Origin of the sequence: Sporosarcina sp. P19 (assembly GCF_002743165.1) — a bacterium.
Classification (GTDB): Bacteria; Bacillota; Bacilli; order Bacillales_A; family Planococcaceae; genus Sporosarcina; species Sporosarcina ureae.
In genome coordinates this window covers 1-19,425 of the sequence record NZ_PDYR01000010.1, presented here as the reverse complement: position 1 = coordinate 19,425, position 19,425 = coordinate 1, and the positions used below count along the sequence as shown (strand labels likewise).

Genomic DNA, 19,425 nt, shown 5'->3' with positions numbered 1-19,425 from the left:
CTATGACTGACCGAACTGAAGAAAAATTCTATGATAAGAAAATTTCGCGTCGTCAAATGCTGAAGTATACAGGAGCAGGTGCAGCTGGTGTGGCAATCGGCGCATCGGGCCTTGGCGGTGTTCTCAAAGTATTCGGAATGGTAGAGGAAGAAGATAATCCACGCTCAAAAAATAAGATCAATTTCTATGGAAAGCACCAATCTGGAATCGCAACTGAATGTCAAAGTTACGTATATTTTGCTTCGTTGAATGTCTTGGTGAATTCACAACAAGAATTGATGGATTTATTTAAAATGTGGACTCCCATTGCTGTACGCATGATGAATGGCGAACAGATTGATGGTCAGACTTCCAATATGCTCATCCCAGCACAAGATACAGGAGAGTCAGTCGGGTTGGACGCTTCGAACTTAACGCTGACATTTGGTGTAGGTCCGTCACTATTTGAAAGAGAGTCTTTAAGTTTAGCATCAAAAAAACCTGCTGAACTGAAAGATTTGCCACACTTTCCAAAAGATCAGCTAGATCCAGCGTATACAGGTGGAGATATTTGTATTCAAGCATGTGCGGATGATCCACAAGTTGCGTTCCACGCGGTTCGAAACTTAGTGCGTGCAGCTTCAGGAAAAGTATCATTAAAATGGACACAGGCAGGCTTTAATTCCTATCCAATGAAAGGTAAGAAAAAAGAGACGCCAAGAAATTTATTTGCGTTTAAAGATGGTTCAGTCAATCCTAATGGATCAAAAGAATCCGAGATGAATGAAGTTGCTTGGATCGATGCGGGTCAATCAAAAGGTTGGATGACCAATGGTACGTACATGGCTGTTCGTCGAGTTCAGATGCATTTGGAAACATGGGATAGAACAGCTCTGCAGGAACAAGAAGCCACATTTGGCCGTCATCGCGATACGGGAGCGCCAATAGGTAAGGAAAAAGAGATGGACGAAGTAGATTTGGAGGAAAAGGATTCAAACGGTGAGTATGTGATCTCCGAAGCTTCCCATGTGCGTTTGGCTAAGAAATCCAAACAGAAAATTTACCGTCGTTCATTCTCCTATAGTTCGGGCGTTATGGATTCAACTGGTACATTTGATGCGGGTTTATTGTTCATCTCGTTCCAAAAAGATCCCAAACAATTTATCGCAATCCAAAACAGTTTTGGTCGGGAAGATAAATTAAATGAATATATTACTCATCGTGGCAGCGCGTTATTCGCCTGCTTCCCTGGAGTTCAAAAGGGAGGCTTTATCGGTGACTCACTCTTCTCGATTATATAAATGGATTGCGGTTATATTAATTGTCATATTAATGCCAATCCGTCCAGCATTCGCTGACACGGAAACCAATTATAGTGATCTCTATATTTCCATCAGTGATTCGATTATGCAAACGAAAAAAGCGAATGATGCAGGAGCGTTAGCATCTTTACAAGAATTCAAAACGATTTGGCAACAACAGAAGCTAGAGAGTTCGGAGTTCACAAAAGAGATCGATAAAACATTAAAACAAGCATTGCAAGCAGACTCAGAAACACGCGGTACGCTATTAAGTTCATTATCTAAAGCCTTACATGAATTAGAAAAGTCGGAAAATCCAGTGGATGAACTAGCTGAACGCGAGAAATTCGGTCAATTGATGGAACCAGCCCTCACAGAATTAGACGAAGCTATCGAGTCGGGTTCGTTAGAAGAAATTGAACAAGCAAATCAGCAATTTATTTCTACCTGGACACGCAATGAACGTCCGGTGCGTGAGCAAAGTATTTCGGCGTATGGCGCAATTGAAACGAGTATGGCATTCATGAGAATCACGTTGGCAGAAGAAGAACCTGATCTTGAAATGTTGAGGACGCAATTTGATGATGTAACTGTCAAGATAGATCAGTTCGTCAGTGGGACGTTGAAAGAGACAGCAACCGAAGACTATTCTTTGACAACATTGACGGCACTGTTAGATAAAAGTTCAGACTCATTACAAAATGAAGAGCTGGATGACGCCAAGAAGTCATTGCGCCAGTTCATTAAAATTTGGCCGAATGTGGAAGGGGAAGTGCGTACGAAAAACGCCTCCCTTTATTCAGAGCTTGAAAATGAATTGCCATTGATGATCGGTCAATTGTCGAATAGCGGCTATGATCTTGAAAAGGCCGAACGTCAGTTACAAAATTTCAAACAGCAAATTGCCTTACTGCAAACAAATGACAGCTTCAGCTTTTGGGATTCTGCACTGATTTTATTGCGCGAAGGTCTTGAAGCATTGTTAATCATTATGGCGTTATTATCATTCTTAACGAACGCTAAACAACAAGCTATGCGTAAATGGGTATATGTTGGTGCGGGTGCTGGCTTAGCACTTAGTATCGTAGTTGCGATTATGATGTCCACGGTATTACAATCTGTCACGATAGGCAATGATCGTGAAATGATGGAAGGCTATGTGGGTCTCGTGGCGGCTGCACTGATGATCGGTGTCGGTATTTGGATGCACCAAAAATCCAACGTCGCATCTTGGAATCGTTATATATCTAAACAAATGGGTCAAGCAATTTCAAAAGGAAGCGTACTCGCCATGGCTTCTGTCAGCTTCCTTTCTGTATTTAGAGAAGGTGCGGAAACGATTGTCTTCTATGCAGGGATTGCGCCAAAGATGTCCACTATGAAATTTGTGATGGGTATATTGCTAGCAGTTGTCATATTGGCGATCGTCGCGGTCGTCTTCATGAAACTCAGTCATCGTGTTCCGATCCACCGCTTCTTTGCAGTGGCAACGATATTGATTTATGTGCTAGCATTCAAGATTATTGGCGTCAGTCTGCATACATTGCAGTTAACGAACGTGATCAACACAACGGTACAACCTCGCTTGCAGATTATTGACTTTATTGGTTTTTATCCGACCAATGAAACGATCATGGCACAACTTGGTTTACTAATCATTATCCTAGTGGCTGCCTGGATACGAAGAGCAGGTAACCGTTCCAAAGCACAACTTTCGAATTAACAAGACAAGGATGTCCCAGAACCTCGGGGCATCCTTTTTTGCATTATTAAGTTCAAAATCAAAGTGTGTTAGCAATATTAGATGATTTTTTATTAACAAGCGAATTGCAACGAAAGGTAAGGGTCGCGCCCATGGGAAAGCGTCCCCTCCGAAGCGCAAATCCCCACCCCAACAAAAATTCCAACCACTCTATTTCTACAAAGTTTACTTTACTATATTAAATACCTACTTGACTAATAGGATTAATCATAATACAATGAAATCATCTTAAAAATAGTTGTCAGTCTAGTCAGATTTTCTGCAACATTAAGCGATTATAAAAAATACAATAAGAGGTTGCGAGGGTGATGAATATGGCGTTACAAGTATCGAACAGTCCTTTTAGTGAAGAACAAGTGGAATTGCTCAATCGTTTATTACCGAGCATCACAGAAACACAGCAAAGTTGGCTGAGTGGTTATTTAACAGCTATCAGCTCAGCTTCAGTACCATCGGGTGGCGTCGCTGTATTAGAGCGTCCCGCTATAGAAGTTCCGACGGCAGTAAAAGAAATAACTGTACTTTATGGCTCCCAAACAGGCAACGGGCAGGGAATCGCAGAACAAGCGGCAGCTAAGTTAAAAGAACAATCTTTTGATGTAACCATCCAGTCCATGAATGATTTTAAACCGAATAACCTGAAGAAAATCGAAAACCTATTACTTGTCGTCAGTACGCACGGAGAAGGAGATCCACCTGACACGGCCTTACCATTTTTTGAATTCTTGCATGGAAAACGTGCCCCGAAACTAGATCATCTCCATTATTCAGTATTGGCACTTGGCGATAGCTCGTATGAATTCTTCTGTAAGACTGGCGCTGACTTCGATCAGAAACTATCTGACCTTGGCGCTGTTCAGTTAGCACCACGTGTAGATTGTGATTTGGATTATGATGAACCAGCAGCACAGTGGCTAGCTGCGGTTGAAGTTTCCTTGGAAATTCAAACGGGCGGCCAATCAGCTGCAGCTAGTGTAGAAGTCGAAACTACATCTTCTACTCAGTATTCACGCACGAATCCATTTAATGCAGAAGTACTTGAAAATATTAACCTAAACGGCCGTGGTTCTAATAAAGAAACGCGTCACGTAGAGATTTCATTAGAAGGCTCTGGGCTGACATATGAACCAGGCGATAGTGTAGGGATTTTCCCAACGAATAATTCCGACTTAATCGATGAGATTATTAAAGTAGGGGATTGGAATGCAGAAGAAACAGTAGAAATTAACTCACAAGGAGAGCGCCGTGCTTTACGCATTGCTTTACTGAATCACTTAGAAGTTACTGTAGTGACTAGACCGTTACTTGAAAAACTATCAAATTACTCTAAGTCAGAAGAGTTGAAGCGACTTCTAAATAAAGAAAATACGGATGAACTTCGTGCGTATGTCGATGGACGAGATTTACTGGATGCATTAACGGACTTCGGACCAGTAGAAGCTTCAGAACAACAACTGGTGGGAATTCTTCGTAAATTGCCAGCGAGATTATATTCAATTGCAAGTAGTCTAGAAGCGAATCCTGAAGAAGTGCATCTGACAATTGGTGTTGTTCGTTACGAAGCGCATGGTCGCGACAGACAAGGCGTTTGCTCTATCCAATGTGCAGAAAACCTTGAGCCAGGAGATACATTACCAATCTATATCCATAAAAATGATAATTTCCGTTTACCTGCTAATTCCGGAACGCCGATCATCATGATAGGGCCTGGAACGGGTATCGCACCATTCCGTTCATTCATTGAAGAACGTAGTGAAACAGGAGCAGAAGGAAAGTCTTGGTTGTTCTTTGGAGATCAGCATTATGTGACAGATTTCTATTATCAGACTGAATGGCAAAATTACGTGAAGGATGGTGCGTTAACACGCCTCGATGTAGCCTTTTCACGTGATACGGATGAAAAAGTATATGTACAGCACCGTATGAAACAAGCAAGTCAAGAACTGTACCAATGGATTGAAGAAGGTGCAGTGATTTATGTATGTGGTGATGAACAGAACATGGCAAAAGACGTCCACGCGACTTTGCTGGAAATCCTTCAACAAGAAGGCGGCAAATCACTTGAAGAAGCCGAAGCGTTCATTACACAGTTAGTTCAAGAAAAACGCTATCAGAGAGATGTCTATTAAGTAATTCAGAAGGGGAGTGGAAGCATGTCTTCAACAACAAAACCGATTCATATACAAGATGGAGCACCGAGTGATGTAGAAGAAATTAAAATTGAAAGTGATTACTTGCGTGGAAATCTCATTGAAACGATGAATGATTCCATCAGCTCAGGAATTCCAGATGATGATAACCGTCTAATGAAATTCCACGGTAGTTATTTGCAGGATGATCGAGATTTACGGGTAGAGCGTCAGCGTCAAAAGTTGGAGCCAGCCTATCAGTTCATGATCCGGGTGCGGACGCCTGCTGGCTTCGCTACGCCAAAACAATGGCTTGTTATGGATGAACTGGCACATAAATATGGTAACGGCACATTAAAGTTAACGACACGCCAAGCATTCCAAATGCATGGGATTTTGAAGTGGAATATGAAAAAGAATATCCAGGAAATGAATGACGCGCTACTGGATTCTATTGCGGCTTGTGGTGACGTTAACCGAAACGTCATGTGCAGCCCCAATCCGAATCAGTCATCGGTTCACGCGGAAATATATGAGTGGTCGAAGAGATTAAGTTTGGATTTACTGCCACAAACAACGGCTTATCATGAAATTTGGTTGGATGAGGAAAAGGTTGTGGATACGGCAGCGGAAGAGGTAGAGCCAATCTACGGCGCGACGTATTTGCCTAGAAAATTCAAGATTGGAATTGCGGTACCTCCAATGAATGATATTGATGTATTTTCTCAAGACATTGGGTTGATTGCGATAGTAGAAGACGAAAAATTAGTCGGCTTCAACGTTGCTGTAGGTGGCGGTATGGGAATGGCGCATGGTGATGAGCAGACGTACCCTCAGTTAGGTCGTCTGATTGGATTTGTACCTACAGATCAAGTAGTAGATGTAGCGAAGCACTTGATGATGATCCAGCGTGACAACGGAAATCGTTCCGTGCGAAAGTATGCACGCTTCAAATATACGATTGATTCTCGGGGACTAGATTGGCTGATTAGTGAACTTCATAGCCGTCTGGGCTGGGAATTGGAAGAAACGCGCCCTTATCACTTTGATCATAACGGGGATCGCTATGGATGGGTACCAGCTGAAAATGATCGTTGGAATTATACGTTCTTCATTGAAAACGGTCGTGTGCGTGATACAGAAAACTATAAATTGATGACCGCACTTCGTGAAATTGCCGAAATTCATACAGGTGATTTCCGTTTGAGTCCAAATCAAAACTTAGTATTGGGTGACGTAGCAGATTCAAATAAGAATAATATAGAAGAAATTATTGCGAAGTATGGTTTGGAGTCTCCAGCTGAGCAGTCAGCATTACGTAGAAATTCCATGGCATGTGTAGCACTACCGACATGCGGTTTGGCGATGGCAGAAGCAGAACGTTATTTACCTTCGCTGATCACAAAAATTGAAGGCTTGCTAGACGAAGCTGGACTTGGCGATGAAGAAATCGTGACGCGTATGACTGGCTGCCCGAATGGATGTGCACGTCCGGCGATAGCGGAACTAGGATTCATCGGTAAGGGACCAGGCAAGTATAATATGTACTTAGGTGGCGGCTTTACGGGACAACGCTTAAGTAAGATTTACCGTGAAAATATTGGTGAAGAAGAGATATTAAGTGAGTTAGGACCTATATTGAAACGTTATGCGAAAGAACGCGATGACGGCGAGCACTTCGGAGACTTTGTGATCCGCGCTGGAATTGTTGCGGAAACTACGGACGGAACAAATTTCCATAAGGTATAAATGGGTCAGTAGGGCAGCTAGAGTAAAATCTAGCTGTCCTTTTTGAATTGTAGTATTGGATTTTTAGAAAACTCACTAAGATATTTGTAAAGATAATCGGTTTATTGTTGCATTTCTATCTCATTTGTAAAGTAAGGGGCAGGTATGAAAATTATGTGGATGGAGATGATTAGTAATAGAAATAACGGGGAAAGGAAGAAGGAATAGGTTCTATTAGTATGAATTTAATGAAACAATATTGAACAAACTAAAGGAGATGTGTGAATGTCAGAAGTTAAGTTAGCGGTAATTTTTTACAGTGTGGGTGGAACGAATTTTCAATTAGCCAAGTGGGCAGAAGCAAGCGCAAAAGAAGCAGGTGCTGATGTAAAAATTTTAAAAGTGCAAGAACTGGCTCCACAATCAGTAGTTGAAAAAAATGATGTATGGAAAGCAACGGCTGATGCAACGAAAGATATACCAGTAGCAACATCAGATGATATTGAATGGGCAGATGCTATTATTTTCAGTACGCCAACACGTTTTGGTAATATGGCTTCTCAGATGAAACAGTTTATCGATACGCAAGGTGGTATATGGGCAAAAGGTAAGACGATTAATAAGGTTGTAAGTGCAATGTCTTCGGCTCAAAACCCACATGGCGGTCAAGAAGCAACCATCCTATCACTATATACTTCGATGATGCACTGGGGTGCGATTATCGTTCCACCGGGATATTCGGATCCAGTAGTCTTTGGTGCAGGTGGAAATCCATATGGAACTAGCGTTACAGTCGGGTCGTCTGGTGAAATGATTGAAGATGTAGAAGCGGCTGTTAAACATCAAGCTAAACGTACAGTCACAGTAGCAGAGTGGGTTAAAAAAGGAATTCAATAAATAAATGTCATTGAAAAACTCTGTCTAAATAGGCAGGGTTTTTCTGTGTTCTTGATTGATCAATGAATTTAACTTTAAAAATAGTGTCCGAAATCATCTTGTAAGCATTTACTTGTTTATGTGCTAAAGCATTACGGTATACTACTAATAACAAAGATATTCCAACAGTACCTGGCTTCATCTACACAAATGGAGACGCAGTAAACGTTAAATATGATTCTTCTATGTCTGAAGAAGAAATTAAATCATTCATGAACAAGTAATCGATCGAAAACTATATAAAAAGATCCTTAATTCGCAAATGAATTAGGGATCTTTTTTAACTAATAAGCTGTTTTGAAGGAAAGGTTTGCTGTAGTTCGTTCAGAAACATTTGACGCTCTTCTGTATTATGGAGATAAATAGGCTTGATAGCTTCTTTTAGACATGCTCTGCGCTCTGTACGATCCGCTACGTATTGCTTCACATAATTTCTAACTTCAGCAAGGAAATCCAGATACTCCTCATATCGTTCATCATAGGTTTCCGCAATTTCGTCACGGATCTTTTTGACCAATGAAGGACTTGAGCCACTTGGTTGATACACTGATGATCAGTTTACCACGGGTAGTGACAGCGAGAATTTGCTCAGTGCCTAAAGACGGATTGGAAGCGTGAACGATTAGTTTTCCTGCATCTTTCTATTATGTGATTGTGGCATAAGAAATTTGAAGAGACCTAATTTAATTAGGTCTTTTTGTTTGCTTTTCGACGTACAATAATAAGTAGGACAATATTAAATATGAAAAGAACAAACATATAAACTAGTAAATTACTGAGTCGTCACTGCCCTGCAAAAGTGAAATCATCTTATATAGCGAGATTAATAATAGTAGAGAGTGTACCGTAACAACTCGCTGCGAAGATAATCATAAATGGATAAATCCAGTTTATAAAATGTTTTACATTATCTGCAATTAAGAAATGAATATTTATAATGTGATTGACAGTTTTAAACATTGCAAATATTATACCTATACTATTAATAATAAGGTATAATCAAAATATTAGTTATATCACTATTTTGTCACGTAAAAACAGAAGCTCATATTCGATGAGTCATAAGATTACCAGGGTTGTGACAAATGAAAATGCCAAATGGTATAACTAAGAAATTATTGGGAGTTGTGTAATTCTCAGTGATTGAAATTTCAATCAAATAGGGGGCTGGGTAGAATGAGTAAAAGAAGTAAACTCTTGTTTACAGTTTTAATGGCTTTCACATTAGTAATGTTAGCCGCATGTGGAAACTCATCAACAGATGATACTGAAAGTGCAGATTCTGATGATGTTGTAAAAGCAAAAGTAGGCGTTATTTCATACTTAACTGGTTCAGGTGCTAGTTATGGTGAAGCGATTACAAACGGAATCAATCTTGCACACAAAGAAATTACTGAACTAGGAGAAGTCGACATCGAGTTGAAGATTGAAGACTCTGCTGGTACACAAGAAGAAGCATTATCAGTTGCGCAAAAATTAATGAACTCAGAAAATGTAGATGCAATTATTGGACCTACTTTAAGTACTGAAATGCAAATTGTTGGACCAGAAGCAGATTTAAACGGTGTTCCGATTCTAGGTACATCAAACACAGCTGAAGGTATTCCACAACTTGGAGAATATGTATTTAGAAACTCGATTCCTGAGACATTAGCAATTCCTGCATCTGTGCAAAAAGCTATTGATAAATATGGCGCGAAAAAAGTTGCTATTTTATACGGAAATGATGATGTATTCACAAAAGCAGGATATGACACGATGAAGCAAGTTGCTGAAGATTTAGATTTAGAAGTTCTAACAACAGAAACTTTCCAGTTAGGACAATCTGATTATAAAGCCCAATTAACAAAAATTAAGAGCCTTAACCCAGATTTAGTTTTAGCTTCTGCTCTTTATAATGAAGGTGCAGTAATTCTTGATCAAGCCCGCAAAATGGGAATTGACATACCATTTGTTGGCGGTAATGGTTTTAACTCACCGGAAGTCATTAAAATTGCTGGTGATGCTGCAAATGGTTTAATCGTTGCAACTCCTTGGTTCGCTAAGAAAGACGACGAGAAAGTTAAAAAGTTTGTTGAAGATTATGAAGCGGCTTACGGTATGGAGCCAGACCAGTTCGCAGCACAAGCATATGATGGTTTTTATGTAATGGCTGAAGCAATTAAAAATGCTGGTGAAGCAGATCGTGATGCGATTCGTGATGCACTTGCTGAAATTAAAGATTTTGAAGGTGTTCTAGGAAATATGTCATTTGATGAAGAAGGCGACATTATTATGGAGCCAACTGTTTTAATTATTGAAGGTGACGAATACGTAGTATTTGAATAATTTTTAAGGAAAGGGGCTGGGGGTTTCCCAGCCTTATTGTTTTCCTAAATGACTTAAGAAAAATGAGATTGATTAAATAGGTCGAAAATGAAGAAGGAGGAGGACTATTGCTAATTGAACAATTAATAAATGGTTTAACATTAGGGAGTATCTATGTCATTGTTGCGCTAGGTTACACGCTCGTATTTGGTGTATTGAACGTAGTGAACATGGGGCACGGGGAAATCTTTATGTTCGGAGCATTTATGGGCGTCGTCGTCACGAATATATTAGGTTGGCCATTATATATTGCGTTTGTTGTAGCCATTGTAGTGACAGGAATTTTAGGCTATTTTCTGGAAACATTTGCGCTAAGACCATTACGAGGAAAAGAGAGTGTCTCACATCTTGCGCCTTTAATAAGTACAATCGGTGTTTCTATTTTTCTTGAGAACGTCGCACATCACTTTTTTGGTTCAGGCAACCAACCATTTCGCACATCACTTTCGGAATTAAAATTCGTTTTAGGATCAACAACTGTTTATTACGTTCAAATTATTATTTTTGTTATTGCTATTTTACTTATGTTTGGACTTACTTTTTGGTTATCTAAAACAAAGGCAGGAAAAGCATTACGTGCAAGTGCAGAAAACTTGGCAGTAGCAAGTCTTCTTGGTGTAAATACGAAGAGAACGATAACGCAAACCGTTATTATTGCATCGGCAATGGGCGGAATAGCTGGAATTTTAGTTGGAATAGCTTTCAACTCTGTTAACCCCCAAATGGGTTTATCTTTCGGACTTAAAGGATTAGCTATTATTATTTTAGGTGGTTTAGGTAATGTAAGGGGGGCCATGGTAGGTGGCTTGATTTTAGGGATGGCTGAAACATTTATCGTAGCATATGGAGATTCAGGTTATCGTGATGCTGTTGCGTTTATCGCAATCATTGTTATTTTAATCGTACGACCACAAGGAATCTTTGGAACAGCTACAACTGGAAGAAAGGGTTGATTAGATGTTAGGCGAATTAATAAACCCGTATTATCTACAAGTTAGTTCTTTTATTTTAATCAATATTATTCTGGCTGTTAGTATATACATAACGCTTGGAACGGGACAATTATCACTGGGTCACGCAGGTTTTATGAGTATAGGCGCGTACACAACAGCTATTCTAACGCTTAATTATAATATGCCACTTGTACTCGGTGTCGTTATAGCTGCGATCTTTACAGGGATTGTTGGGACATTAATTGGTATACCAGCTTTAAGATTACAAGGTGTTTATCTCGCTATTGCAACACTTGGGTTTGGTGAAGTCGTTCGAGTCCTTTTCATTAACTGGGATGGTTTAACAAACGGTGCAATTGGCTTATCAGGCATTCCGCATCTTGGAAGAGAAATATTTAGTTTAAGTAAAAGTATGGGAATAGAACCTGATATGTTTGGGTTGAAAAATAACCAATTCATAAGTTTAGCTGTCTTTTTTGTCTTACTCATTATAACGATTTCTGTTATTTGGTTCTTCGTGAGACAAAATAATTCTAGAATTGGACGTGCTTTCTCCGCTATTAAAATGGATGAAGAAGCATCAGAAGCAATGGGTATTAATATTACTTATTACAAAGTGTTGGCATTCGGTCAAGGCGCGATGTTAGCAGGATTTGCAGGCGCATTATATGCCCATTTAATGGCGTATATCAGCCCATCAGACTTTGATTATCACAGAGCAGTAGAAATATTGATATTCTCTATTTTTGGAGGAAGCGAAGTTATATGGGGATCCATATTCGGAGCTGTCTTCTTATCTGCAATGCCAGAATTCTTACGTTTTATCAACGAGTATCGATTTATGATTTATGGTGCACTTCTTGTTCTTATGATGGCGTTCCGTCCACAAGGAATTATCGATGTGAATATGATGAACCGATTTAAACGATTGATGCCTAAGAAGAAAGGGGAGAAAAAGCATGGTACTGGAAATAAAGAAGATCAGTAAAAACTTCGGTGGTATCCAAGCTTTAACCGATGTCTCATTTTCAGTGGAAGAAGGCGAAATTCTTGGTTTAATTGGGCCTAATGGTGCTGGAAAAACGACGATGTTTAATATGATTACAGCTATGTATCCTCCTAGTTCTGGTGATATATCGTTTGTCGGTAATCCACTTTCCAATTTGAAGCCACATCAAATTACAGAAAAAGGAATCTGTCGTACCTTTCAAAATATCCGTCTGTTTTCTGACTTAACAGTGCGTGAAAACGTTATGGTAGGTAATCATTGCCGACTAAAAACGAATGTGATGCAAAGTGTTTTTCGTACGAAAGCGCAAAAGGCAGAAGAAGCTAGAGTATTGGCGACTTCAGATGAGATACTAGAAGTTGTTGGCTTAGCGAATGACAAGGAAACAATTGCAAAAAACCTTTCATACGGTGCACAGCGAAGATTAGAAATCGCAAGAGCATTAGCGAGTAGACCAAGGTTAATTCTACTTGATGAACCAGCAGCTGGGATGAACGAAAAAGAAACGAATGATTTATTTAATTTAATTAAAAAAATCCAAACGTTAAATATTACAGTGCTACTGATCGAACATGATATGCCACTAGTGATGCGTGTTTGTAGTAGAATTATCGTTTTGAACTTTGGTAAAAAAATTGCAGAAGGTACACCGAGCAGTATTCAAAACAATAAAGAAGTAATTGAAGCCTACCTCGGGGTTGAGGAGGAAGATGAGCTTGCTTAAACTAGATAACATCAGTACCTTTTATGGTAAAATTCAAGCGTTAAAAAGTATAGATATAGCTGTAGAAGAAGGGACAATCGTAACGATTTTAGGTGCCAATGGTGCTGGCAAGACGACGATGATGAATACCATTGCTGGGCTGTTAAAACCTAAAGAAGGTACAATCCATTATTTAGGGAAAGACGTTACAGGCCGTCGACCAGACCAGCTCTTAAGAAATGGTTTAGCACTTGTTCCAGAAGGTCGAGGTATTTTGGCAACAATGACTGTTTTAGAAAACTTGGAAATGGGTGCATATCACCGAAGTGATTCAGAAGTTGGCGCGGATATTGAAAAGGTGATGGATCGCTTTCCAATTCTGAGAGAAAGAAAAGAGCAATACGGTGGTACACTCTCAGGTGGACAACAACAAATGTTAGCGATTGCCAGAGTGATTATGTCTAGGCCAAAGCTTCTTTTACTAGATGAACCTTCAATGGGTCTAGCACCGATAATCGTTGCAGATATATTTAAAATTATTAAAGAGATTAATGAAGCGGGTACGACTGTATTACTTGTTGAACAAAATGCGCGACAAGCCTTAAAAGTAGCAGATCATGGTTATGTACTTGAAAATGGGAAAGTAGTTGCTTCTGGTACTGCTAAAGAATTATTGCAAGATGATACGATTAAGAAAGCTTATTTAGGTCATTAATCAAGATTGAAAAGGTAGTAGAACTTTGCTGCCTTTTTTATTTTATTAAAATAGAGGAAAATAATTTAAAGTTAAACCTTTATTTAAATAAAATTTTAATATTTTGATTAGATAGTGTAAAAAGTTCTTTGAAAAGGTATGTGGACGTGAACCCATAAGCAGATTTGTTTGAGTCGCTACACAATGCGGTATACTACTAATAACAAAGAAAGGAGATTGATTATAAATGAGTTATGAAGAAAATATAGCTAGTTTTGATAAAATTGATTCAGCAAGAGCAGACGAACTCGTAAAAGGGAACGGCGAGGCTGTAATCTATGTCGGTAAATCCGTATGTCCTTACTGCCAAATCTTCGTTGAGAAACTCAACAAAGTAGCCAAAGAAACGGATGCCCACATCTATTACGTTAACAGTATTGAAAACGCTGACATGAAAGGTGTTTCTGCTTTCCGTAATGAGTACGACATTCCAACAGTACCTGGTTTCATCTACACAAATGGAGACACAGTAAACGTTAAATGTGATTCTTCTATGTCTGAAGAAGAAATTAAATCTTACATGAACAAGTAATCGATTGAAAACTATATAAAAAGATCCTTAATTCGTAAGTGAATTAAGGATCTTTTTTATTTCATTTTTTAATTAACCAGCTGTTCTGAAGGAGAGGTTTGCTGTAGTTCGTTCAGAAAGGTTTGACGCTCTTCTGTGTTATGGAGATAAATAGGCTCGATAGCTTCTTTCAGCCATGTTCTGCGCTCTGCACGATCTGCTACATACTGCTTCACATAATGTCTAACATCAGCTAGGAAATCCAGATAATCCTCATATTGTTCATCATAAGTTTCTGCAATATCGTCACGAATCTTTTTGGCCAATGAAGGACTAGCGCCACTTGTTGATACACTGATAATTAGTTTACCGCGAGTCGTGACCGCTGGAATCTGCGCGGTACCTAGTGATGGATTGGAAGCGTGGACGACTAGTTTACCCGCATCCTTTAATTGCTTGGCGAGATGATCATTTACTGCTTCATTGTCTGTAACGAGCAATGTAAGAAAAGCGTTCGCAACATCTTCCCATTCGGCTTCTTTCGTGATGAGTGTAACCGTCCCTTGCTGTTCAAGTTCAGCAAAAGACGGATGGAATTCAGGACTAATAATGGTAGGATGAATACCGAACCGATGTAGGTTGAGTACTTTGTGATACGCGACGTGCCCGCCACCGACCAAGAATATGTTTGATTCATCCATGTTTTCAAGCATGATGGGGAACATAAAGACCACGTTTCCTTTCTGCTGCCTCATCGACCCTTTCATTTAGAATCGCATGAATCACTGGATCATAGCCTAATTCGGGGCATAGATGAATAGCGGTTGTTGTTTTAGTTTTCTGTAGTGTTCGTTCAATTGATTTCATCAAAATACCAGTGAACAATAAATACGGCAAAATATATAGATTCTTAGGTTGCTGTTCTAGCAGTCGTTCGATTTCCTTTTCATAAAAAGGTCCGCAAGCTGCTAGATAACCGACGCTAACATTTTGAAGCATAGTTTTCTCTTGGAAGATTCTTTTGATCTCCGCAAAATCTTCTTTCGTAGCAGGATCACTGCTGCCTCTTCCAATCAATAAAATGGATGCATCCTCAGGAATTGACTCTGTCGCTTCATGCAATCGTTCGATCAGCACATCGACCATTCGTTCATCCACACCAATTGGATCACCGTAGTAAACAGGAATATTAGGGTAATTTATCATGACTTCCTGTAGCTCAGTAGGAATGTCCACGTTGGCATGACCCGCGCGCAATAACAGAAAGGGGATAGCTATAATTTCTGTAGCGCCCCGTTCTATACAGCGTGCGGCACCTACTGCGATAGACGGATCGGCGAGTTCAAGGAAACACGCTTCTTGAATAGGGGCCGCTTCGGTTTCCATCGTCTTCTGAATGAACGCCAAAGCAGCCTGCTGTCCTTTCTTTACGCGGCTGCCATGGCAAATATATAGAATCGCTCTCATACCATCGTCTCGTGCAAACGACGTTCTTCGCTCGATTCCTCGAACCATTGTAATTCATCACGTAAGCGGACTACTTCTCCAATAACAATCATGCTAGGGTTTTGGACTTCCTCAAGACGTGCCGTGTCCGTCATGGTGGAAAGTGTCGCAGTAACTGTGCGCTGCGTCTCTGTAGTCCCCCAATGAATGAATGCGACGGGTGTGTTTGGATCTTTGCCATGTTGGATTAATTGCTTCTGGATATAGGGAAGATTGCTGACACCCATGTAGATCGCCAGTGTATCAATTCCTTTCGCGAGAGCCTGCCATTTCTCAGCCTCCTCGGCTCCTTCTTTACGATGGCCTGTGACGATGGCAAATGATGCACTATAATCACGGTGAGTAACAGGAATACCTGCATAGGCAGGAGCTGCTATTCCGGACGTGATGCCCGGAATTACTTCGAATGGGATGTGATGCCTTACCACAAACGCTGCTTCTTCACCGCCACGACCGAATATAAATGGATCGCCGCCTTTCAGACGTACGACTTGTTTACCTTGCTTCGCCTGTTTAACCAATAAGGAATTAATCATATCCTGCTGGAGGAAATGGTGCTTCGGAAGCTTTCCTACAAAAATCAATTCCGCATCCGGCTTCGCGTAAGTTAGCATTTCTTGATTGATCAGTCTGTCATAAAGAATTACATCCGCTTGCTGTATAGCTTTCAACGCTTTGACGGTCAATAAATCAGGATCTCCAGGACCCGCTCCGACTAGCCAAACTTTTCCCATTCCAACCACTCCTTAATTAATCCATTTTTTTTCACGTAAGTAGCCGATTAATTGCTCGACACACTCTTCCACAGTATATTGATCGGTTTTTAATGTAAGTTCAGGTTTTACTGGTGCTTCATAAGGTGATGAAATTCCGGTGAATTCAGGAATGACACCAGCGCGTGCTTTTTCATATAACCCCTTTGGATCACGTTCTTCACAAGCATCAAGAGGGCAACTGATATACACTTCAACAAATTCATCTTCTTCCACCAAACGTCTGACGCTGTCCCGGTCTTCTTGGAAAGGGGAGATGAATGCGGTGAACACAAGCTGACCACTGTCAATGAATAATTTCGAAACTTCGCCGATGCGACGAATATTTTCTTTACGTGCTTCATCAGAGAAGCCGAGGTCCTTATTTAAGCCATGACGGACATTATCGCCATCAAGTACATAGGTGTTAGCACCAAGATCGTGCAACCGGCGAGCGGCTGCATTGGCAATCGTAGATTTACCCGAACCCGATAGACCAGTGAAGTAGAGTACTGCGCTATGATGTTTATTTTTTATACGCTGTTCTTCTTTTGAAATTAATTGATCATGCCATACAATGTTCTTTGCCATATCGTTTCCCCTCACTTCGCTAGTTCTTTTTCTTGTAAGCCATTGATCAGTACATCAACTACTTCTTTACGACTGAATTCCGGTGGAGGCAAGATGCCGTTTTTCAACATCTCCCGTACCTTAGTTCCCGAAAGGATTACATGGTCCTCACTAGAGTGCGGGCAAGTTTTAGGTGTTGCCATATTGCCGCAGGCTTTACAGAAGAAACTATGTTCAAAGAACAGTAATGTGATGCCGATTTCTTCCGCTGTAAAGTTCGAGAAGATTTCTTGTGCTTCGTATGTGCCATAATAATCTCCAACCCCTGCATGATCACGGCCGACGATAAAGTGTGTACAACCATAATTTTTACGTACAAGGGCATGAAAGATAGCTTCACGTGGTCCTGCATAACGCATTGCAGCAGGGAAGACAGCCAACTGCACACGATCTTCAGGGTAGTAGTCACGCAGTAATACTTGATAACTCTCCATCCGTACATCGGCGGGAATGTCATCAGACTTTGTTTCGCCAACTAGCGGGTTGAGCAAAAGTGCATCAACAATCTCAAGTGCTGTTTTTTGAATATACTCATGTGCACGATGCACAGGATTACGCGTTTGGAATCCGACGATCGTCTTCCAGCCGTTATTTTCAAATGCTTGACGAGTTTCAGAAGGATCGAAATAAAATTCAGCGAAATCTTTCTGTTCTATTCTTCTGATCAGTTTGATCGGTCCGCCAAGATAGATAGGGCCGCGATCGAGTAACTTCGCAACACCTGGGTGTGCACGGTCAGCTGTCTTATAAACTTTTTCAGCTTCGATTTGTTGATCAGGTTCGAAGATATCCGTAATTTCAAGTGTGCCGTAGATATCGCCTTGATAATCGAGTAAAACCGTATCGCCTACAGAGTAAGCCGAACTGTCTTTAACGGGTAGCGTAATCGGCAAACTCCATATCGTACCGTCTGCTAAACGAATATCATTGACGACTGCATGATAATCTTTAGAAGTTAAAAAGCCAGTTAACGGGCTGTATGCACCTGTTGCGATTAATTCCAAATCACTTACTGATGTTGCATCAATTGAAACTGTTTTATGCAGTCCCTCAATGGAGAGAGTGGGATCATATAAATTAACTAAATTACCGCCATGTGGTTGTATAGTTGTCATTTTTTGAACACCTATCCTTTTCATTTTAATAAGTCATATAGAAATACTAGGTTTTAAGACTAAAAAAATTTACGTGTGCAGTCCGCATTCTGTCTTGCCGCTACCAGTCCAGCGTCCAGAGCGCATATCTTCTTCAGTAAACGCTGGTTTTGTACAGTTTGCGCACCCAATACTCGGGTAGCCTTGATCATGAAGTATATTATAGTCCAATTCATGTGTGTGGGCGAAACGCCAAACGTCTTTCCATTTCCAATGTATAAGCGGACACACTTTAATCTTTTCAAAACGGTTATCTACATTCAGATACTCGGTAGACTTTCTCATTTCAGATTGTTCCCGACGTAATCCTGATATCCAGGCAGTGGATGGGGCAATCGCTTCTTCCAATGGTTTAATCTTCCGCAGATCACAGCATTTGTTCGGATTGGTTTTCCAGAGATCTAGACCATACTGATCTGTCTGTTCTCCAATAGTCAATCCAGGCTGTTGCAAATGAATTTGCAGCTGAGGATAACGCTTCTTCACTTTTTCTATCGTGTCATATGTCTCTTTAAAATGATAATTGGTGTCTAAAAAAACAATCTTGGCATCGGGTTTCACGCGTGAAATCAGTTCAATCAATACAATTCCTTCGATACCAAAGCTACAAGCGTAAACTAACTTCTCCCCGTAGTAGTCATAAGCCCATTGCAATACTTCAGAAGCTCCTTTTGTCTCGGAGTCTGCTGGAAACTCTGGTAAGACCGGTGAATCTTTCCACGATTCAAATGTGATCATTCCATCCCCCCGCTAACTGTTATATTATTAACAGTTTAACAGACAATTAAAAATAGTCAATGCAAATTAGAATAGTAGGGATTAAAGTTTTTATTTGTTCAAGTCATGGTAATTTGTTTATCTGGATTAGAGTCTGGTGCATGGTGGGTAATAAGCGGTAGTGGGTAGTGATTTGGCAAGATCATTTATTTTTCTGTTTTGTACAGGGTGACTCGTTTGACTGCCTATGTAAGTGTAATACTCATTGTCCCCACTACGGCGCTGGTGGATGGCTTTCGCTAAGGAGCCACAGCAGTCGCCTTCATTGAATTGTGTGTATGGCAGTTCATATACTTCTTTTTTAAATGCAGAAAATCAGTATCACAAAGTTGCAGATCTTCCTATTAGAACCACAACTAAAATAACTACCACTTAGTAGCGCAGGCACAACTGCGGGGTAGGCCGTGGCCATGAGACAACTGGCAGCACCACCGCCAGCTGGCTCCTGGCTGTAGGCAATCCCCCACGTGCCTG

Annotated in this window: 18 protein-coding genes; 11 read left to right on the top strand and 7 right to left on the bottom strand. The window is 40.4% G+C overall.

Annotated features, from left to right (window positions below):
- The first annotated feature begins 2 nt into the window (after positions 1 to 2).
- From efeB to wrbA, 5 genes are all read left to right on the top strand, one after another.
- Positions 3 to 1,280 (top strand): iron uptake transporter deferrochelatase/peroxidase subunit, encoded by a 1,278-nt coding sequence (gene efeB / locus CSV74_RS11370; RefSeq protein ID WP_099691736.1) that lies wholly within the window; start codon positions 3 to 5, stop codon positions 1,278 to 1,280.
- Complete coding sequence (locus CSV74_RS11365; RefSeq protein ID WP_233190897.1) at positions 1,255 to 3,003, top strand: FTR1 family protein; 1,749 nt, start codon at positions 1,255 to 1,257, stop codon at positions 3,001 to 3,003. The genes efeB and CSV74_RS11365 overlap by 26 nt, the downstream gene beginning before the upstream one ends.
- A 353-nt stretch (positions 3,004 to 3,356) precedes the next feature.
- Positions 3,357 to 5,171 carry an assimilatory sulfite reductase (NADPH) flavoprotein subunit gene (locus CSV74_RS11360; RefSeq protein WP_199170349.1) on the top strand — a complete coding sequence of 605 codons (1,815 nt, stop codon included), beginning with the start codon at positions 3,357 to 3,359 and terminating at the stop codon, positions 5,169 to 5,171.
- Positions 5,172 to 5,195: 24 nt separating this feature from the next.
- The gene (cysI, locus tag CSV74_RS11355; RefSeq protein ID WP_099691734.1) at positions 5,196 to 6,920 is read left to right on the top strand and encodes an assimilatory sulfite reductase (NADPH) hemoprotein subunit; all 1,725 of its coding nucleotides are present in this window, start codon (positions 5,196 to 5,198) and stop codon (positions 6,918 to 6,920) included.
- A 264-nt stretch (positions 6,921 to 7,184) separates the two neighbouring features.
- Positions 7,185 to 7,796: an NAD(P)H:quinone oxidoreductase gene (wrbA, locus tag CSV74_RS11350; protein ID WP_099691733.1), complete on the top strand. Its 612-nt coding sequence runs from the start codon at positions 7,185 to 7,187 to the stop codon at positions 7,794 to 7,796.
- Positions 7,797 to 8,115: 319 nt separating this feature from the next.
- Here wrbA and CSV74_RS11340 read toward each other — a convergent pair whose 3' ends face one another.
- A complete protein-coding gene (locus tag CSV74_RS11340) occupies positions 8,116 to 8,352 on the bottom strand; it encodes a hypothetical protein (RefSeq protein ID WP_099691732.1) in 237 nt (78 codons plus the stop codon).
- 659 nt (positions 8,353 to 9,011) lie between these two features.
- Here CSV74_RS11340 and CSV74_RS11335 point away from each other — a divergent pair.
- From CSV74_RS11335 to CSV74_RS11310, 6 genes are all read left to right on the top strand, one after another.
- A complete protein-coding gene (locus CSV74_RS11335) occupies positions 9,012 to 10,163 on the top strand; it encodes an ABC transporter substrate-binding protein (RefSeq protein WP_099691731.1) in 1,152 nt (383 codons plus the stop codon).
- Between the two features lie 107 nt (positions 10,164 to 10,270).
- Complete coding sequence (locus CSV74_RS11330; protein ID WP_099691730.1) at positions 10,271 to 11,155, top strand: branched-chain amino acid ABC transporter permease; 885 nt, start codon at positions 10,271 to 10,273, stop codon at positions 11,153 to 11,155.
- Positions 11,156 to 11,159: 4 nt separating this feature from the next.
- Positions 11,160 to 12,143 carry a branched-chain amino acid ABC transporter permease gene (locus CSV74_RS11325; RefSeq protein WP_099691729.1) on the top strand — a complete coding sequence of 328 codons (984 nt, stop codon included), beginning with the start codon at positions 11,160 to 11,162 and terminating at the stop codon, positions 12,141 to 12,143.
- Complete coding sequence (locus tag CSV74_RS11320; RefSeq protein ID WP_099691728.1) at positions 12,115 to 12,888, top strand: ABC transporter ATP-binding protein; 774 nt, start codon at positions 12,115 to 12,117, stop codon at positions 12,886 to 12,888. The genes CSV74_RS11325 and CSV74_RS11320 overlap by 29 nt, the downstream gene beginning before the upstream one ends.
- Positions 12,881 to 13,582: an ABC transporter ATP-binding protein gene (locus CSV74_RS11315; RefSeq protein ID WP_099691727.1), complete on the top strand. Its 702-nt coding sequence runs from the start codon at positions 12,881 to 12,883 to the stop codon at positions 13,580 to 13,582. The genes CSV74_RS11320 and CSV74_RS11315 overlap by 8 nt, the downstream gene beginning before the upstream one ends.
- A gap of 226 nt (positions 13,583 to 13,808) precedes the next feature.
- Complete coding sequence (locus tag CSV74_RS11310; protein WP_099691726.1) at positions 13,809 to 14,153, top strand: DUF6568 family protein; 345 nt, start codon at positions 13,809 to 13,811, stop codon at positions 14,151 to 14,153.
- 68 nt (positions 14,154 to 14,221) lie between these two features.
- Here the strand turns inward: CSV74_RS11310 and CSV74_RS11305 are convergent, their stop codons facing one another.
- From CSV74_RS11305 to CSV74_RS11280, 6 genes are all read right to left on the bottom strand, one after another.
- The gene (locus CSV74_RS11305; protein WP_099691725.1) at positions 14,222 to 14,857 is read right to left on the bottom strand and encodes a precorrin-2 dehydrogenase/sirohydrochlorin ferrochelatase family protein; all 636 of its coding nucleotides are present in this window, start codon (positions 14,855 to 14,857) and stop codon (positions 14,222 to 14,224) included.
- Positions 14,838 to 15,647 (bottom strand): sirohydrochlorin chelatase, encoded by an 810-nt coding sequence (locus tag CSV74_RS11300; RefSeq protein WP_233190895.1) that lies wholly within the window; start codon positions 15,645 to 15,647, stop codon positions 14,838 to 14,840. The genes CSV74_RS11305 and CSV74_RS11300 overlap by 20 nt, the downstream gene beginning before the upstream one ends.
- Positions 15,596 to 16,372, bottom strand: a complete 777-nt coding sequence (cobA, locus tag CSV74_RS11295; RefSeq protein WP_099691723.1) for a uroporphyrinogen-III C-methyltransferase — start codon at positions 16,370 to 16,372, stop codon at positions 15,596 to 15,598. Before cobA ends, CSV74_RS11300 begins: the two co-directional genes overlap by 52 nt.
- A 12-nt stretch (positions 16,373 to 16,384) precedes the next feature.
- Positions 16,385 to 16,981: an adenylyl-sulfate kinase gene (gene cysC / locus CSV74_RS11290; protein WP_029055108.1), complete on the bottom strand. Its 597-nt coding sequence runs from the start codon at positions 16,979 to 16,981 to the stop codon at positions 16,385 to 16,387.
- 11 nt (positions 16,982 to 16,992) lie between these two features.
- A complete protein-coding gene (gene sat, locus CSV74_RS11285) occupies positions 16,993 to 18,135 on the bottom strand; it encodes a sulfate adenylyltransferase (protein WP_099691722.1) in 1,143 nt (380 codons plus the stop codon).
- Positions 18,136 to 18,204: 69 nt separating this feature from the next.
- Entirely contained in the window at positions 18,205 to 18,912 is a 708-nt protein-coding gene (locus CSV74_RS11280; protein ID WP_099691721.1) for a phosphoadenylyl-sulfate reductase, read from the bottom strand.
- Between the last annotated feature and the right edge of the window lie 513 nt (positions 18,913 to 19,425).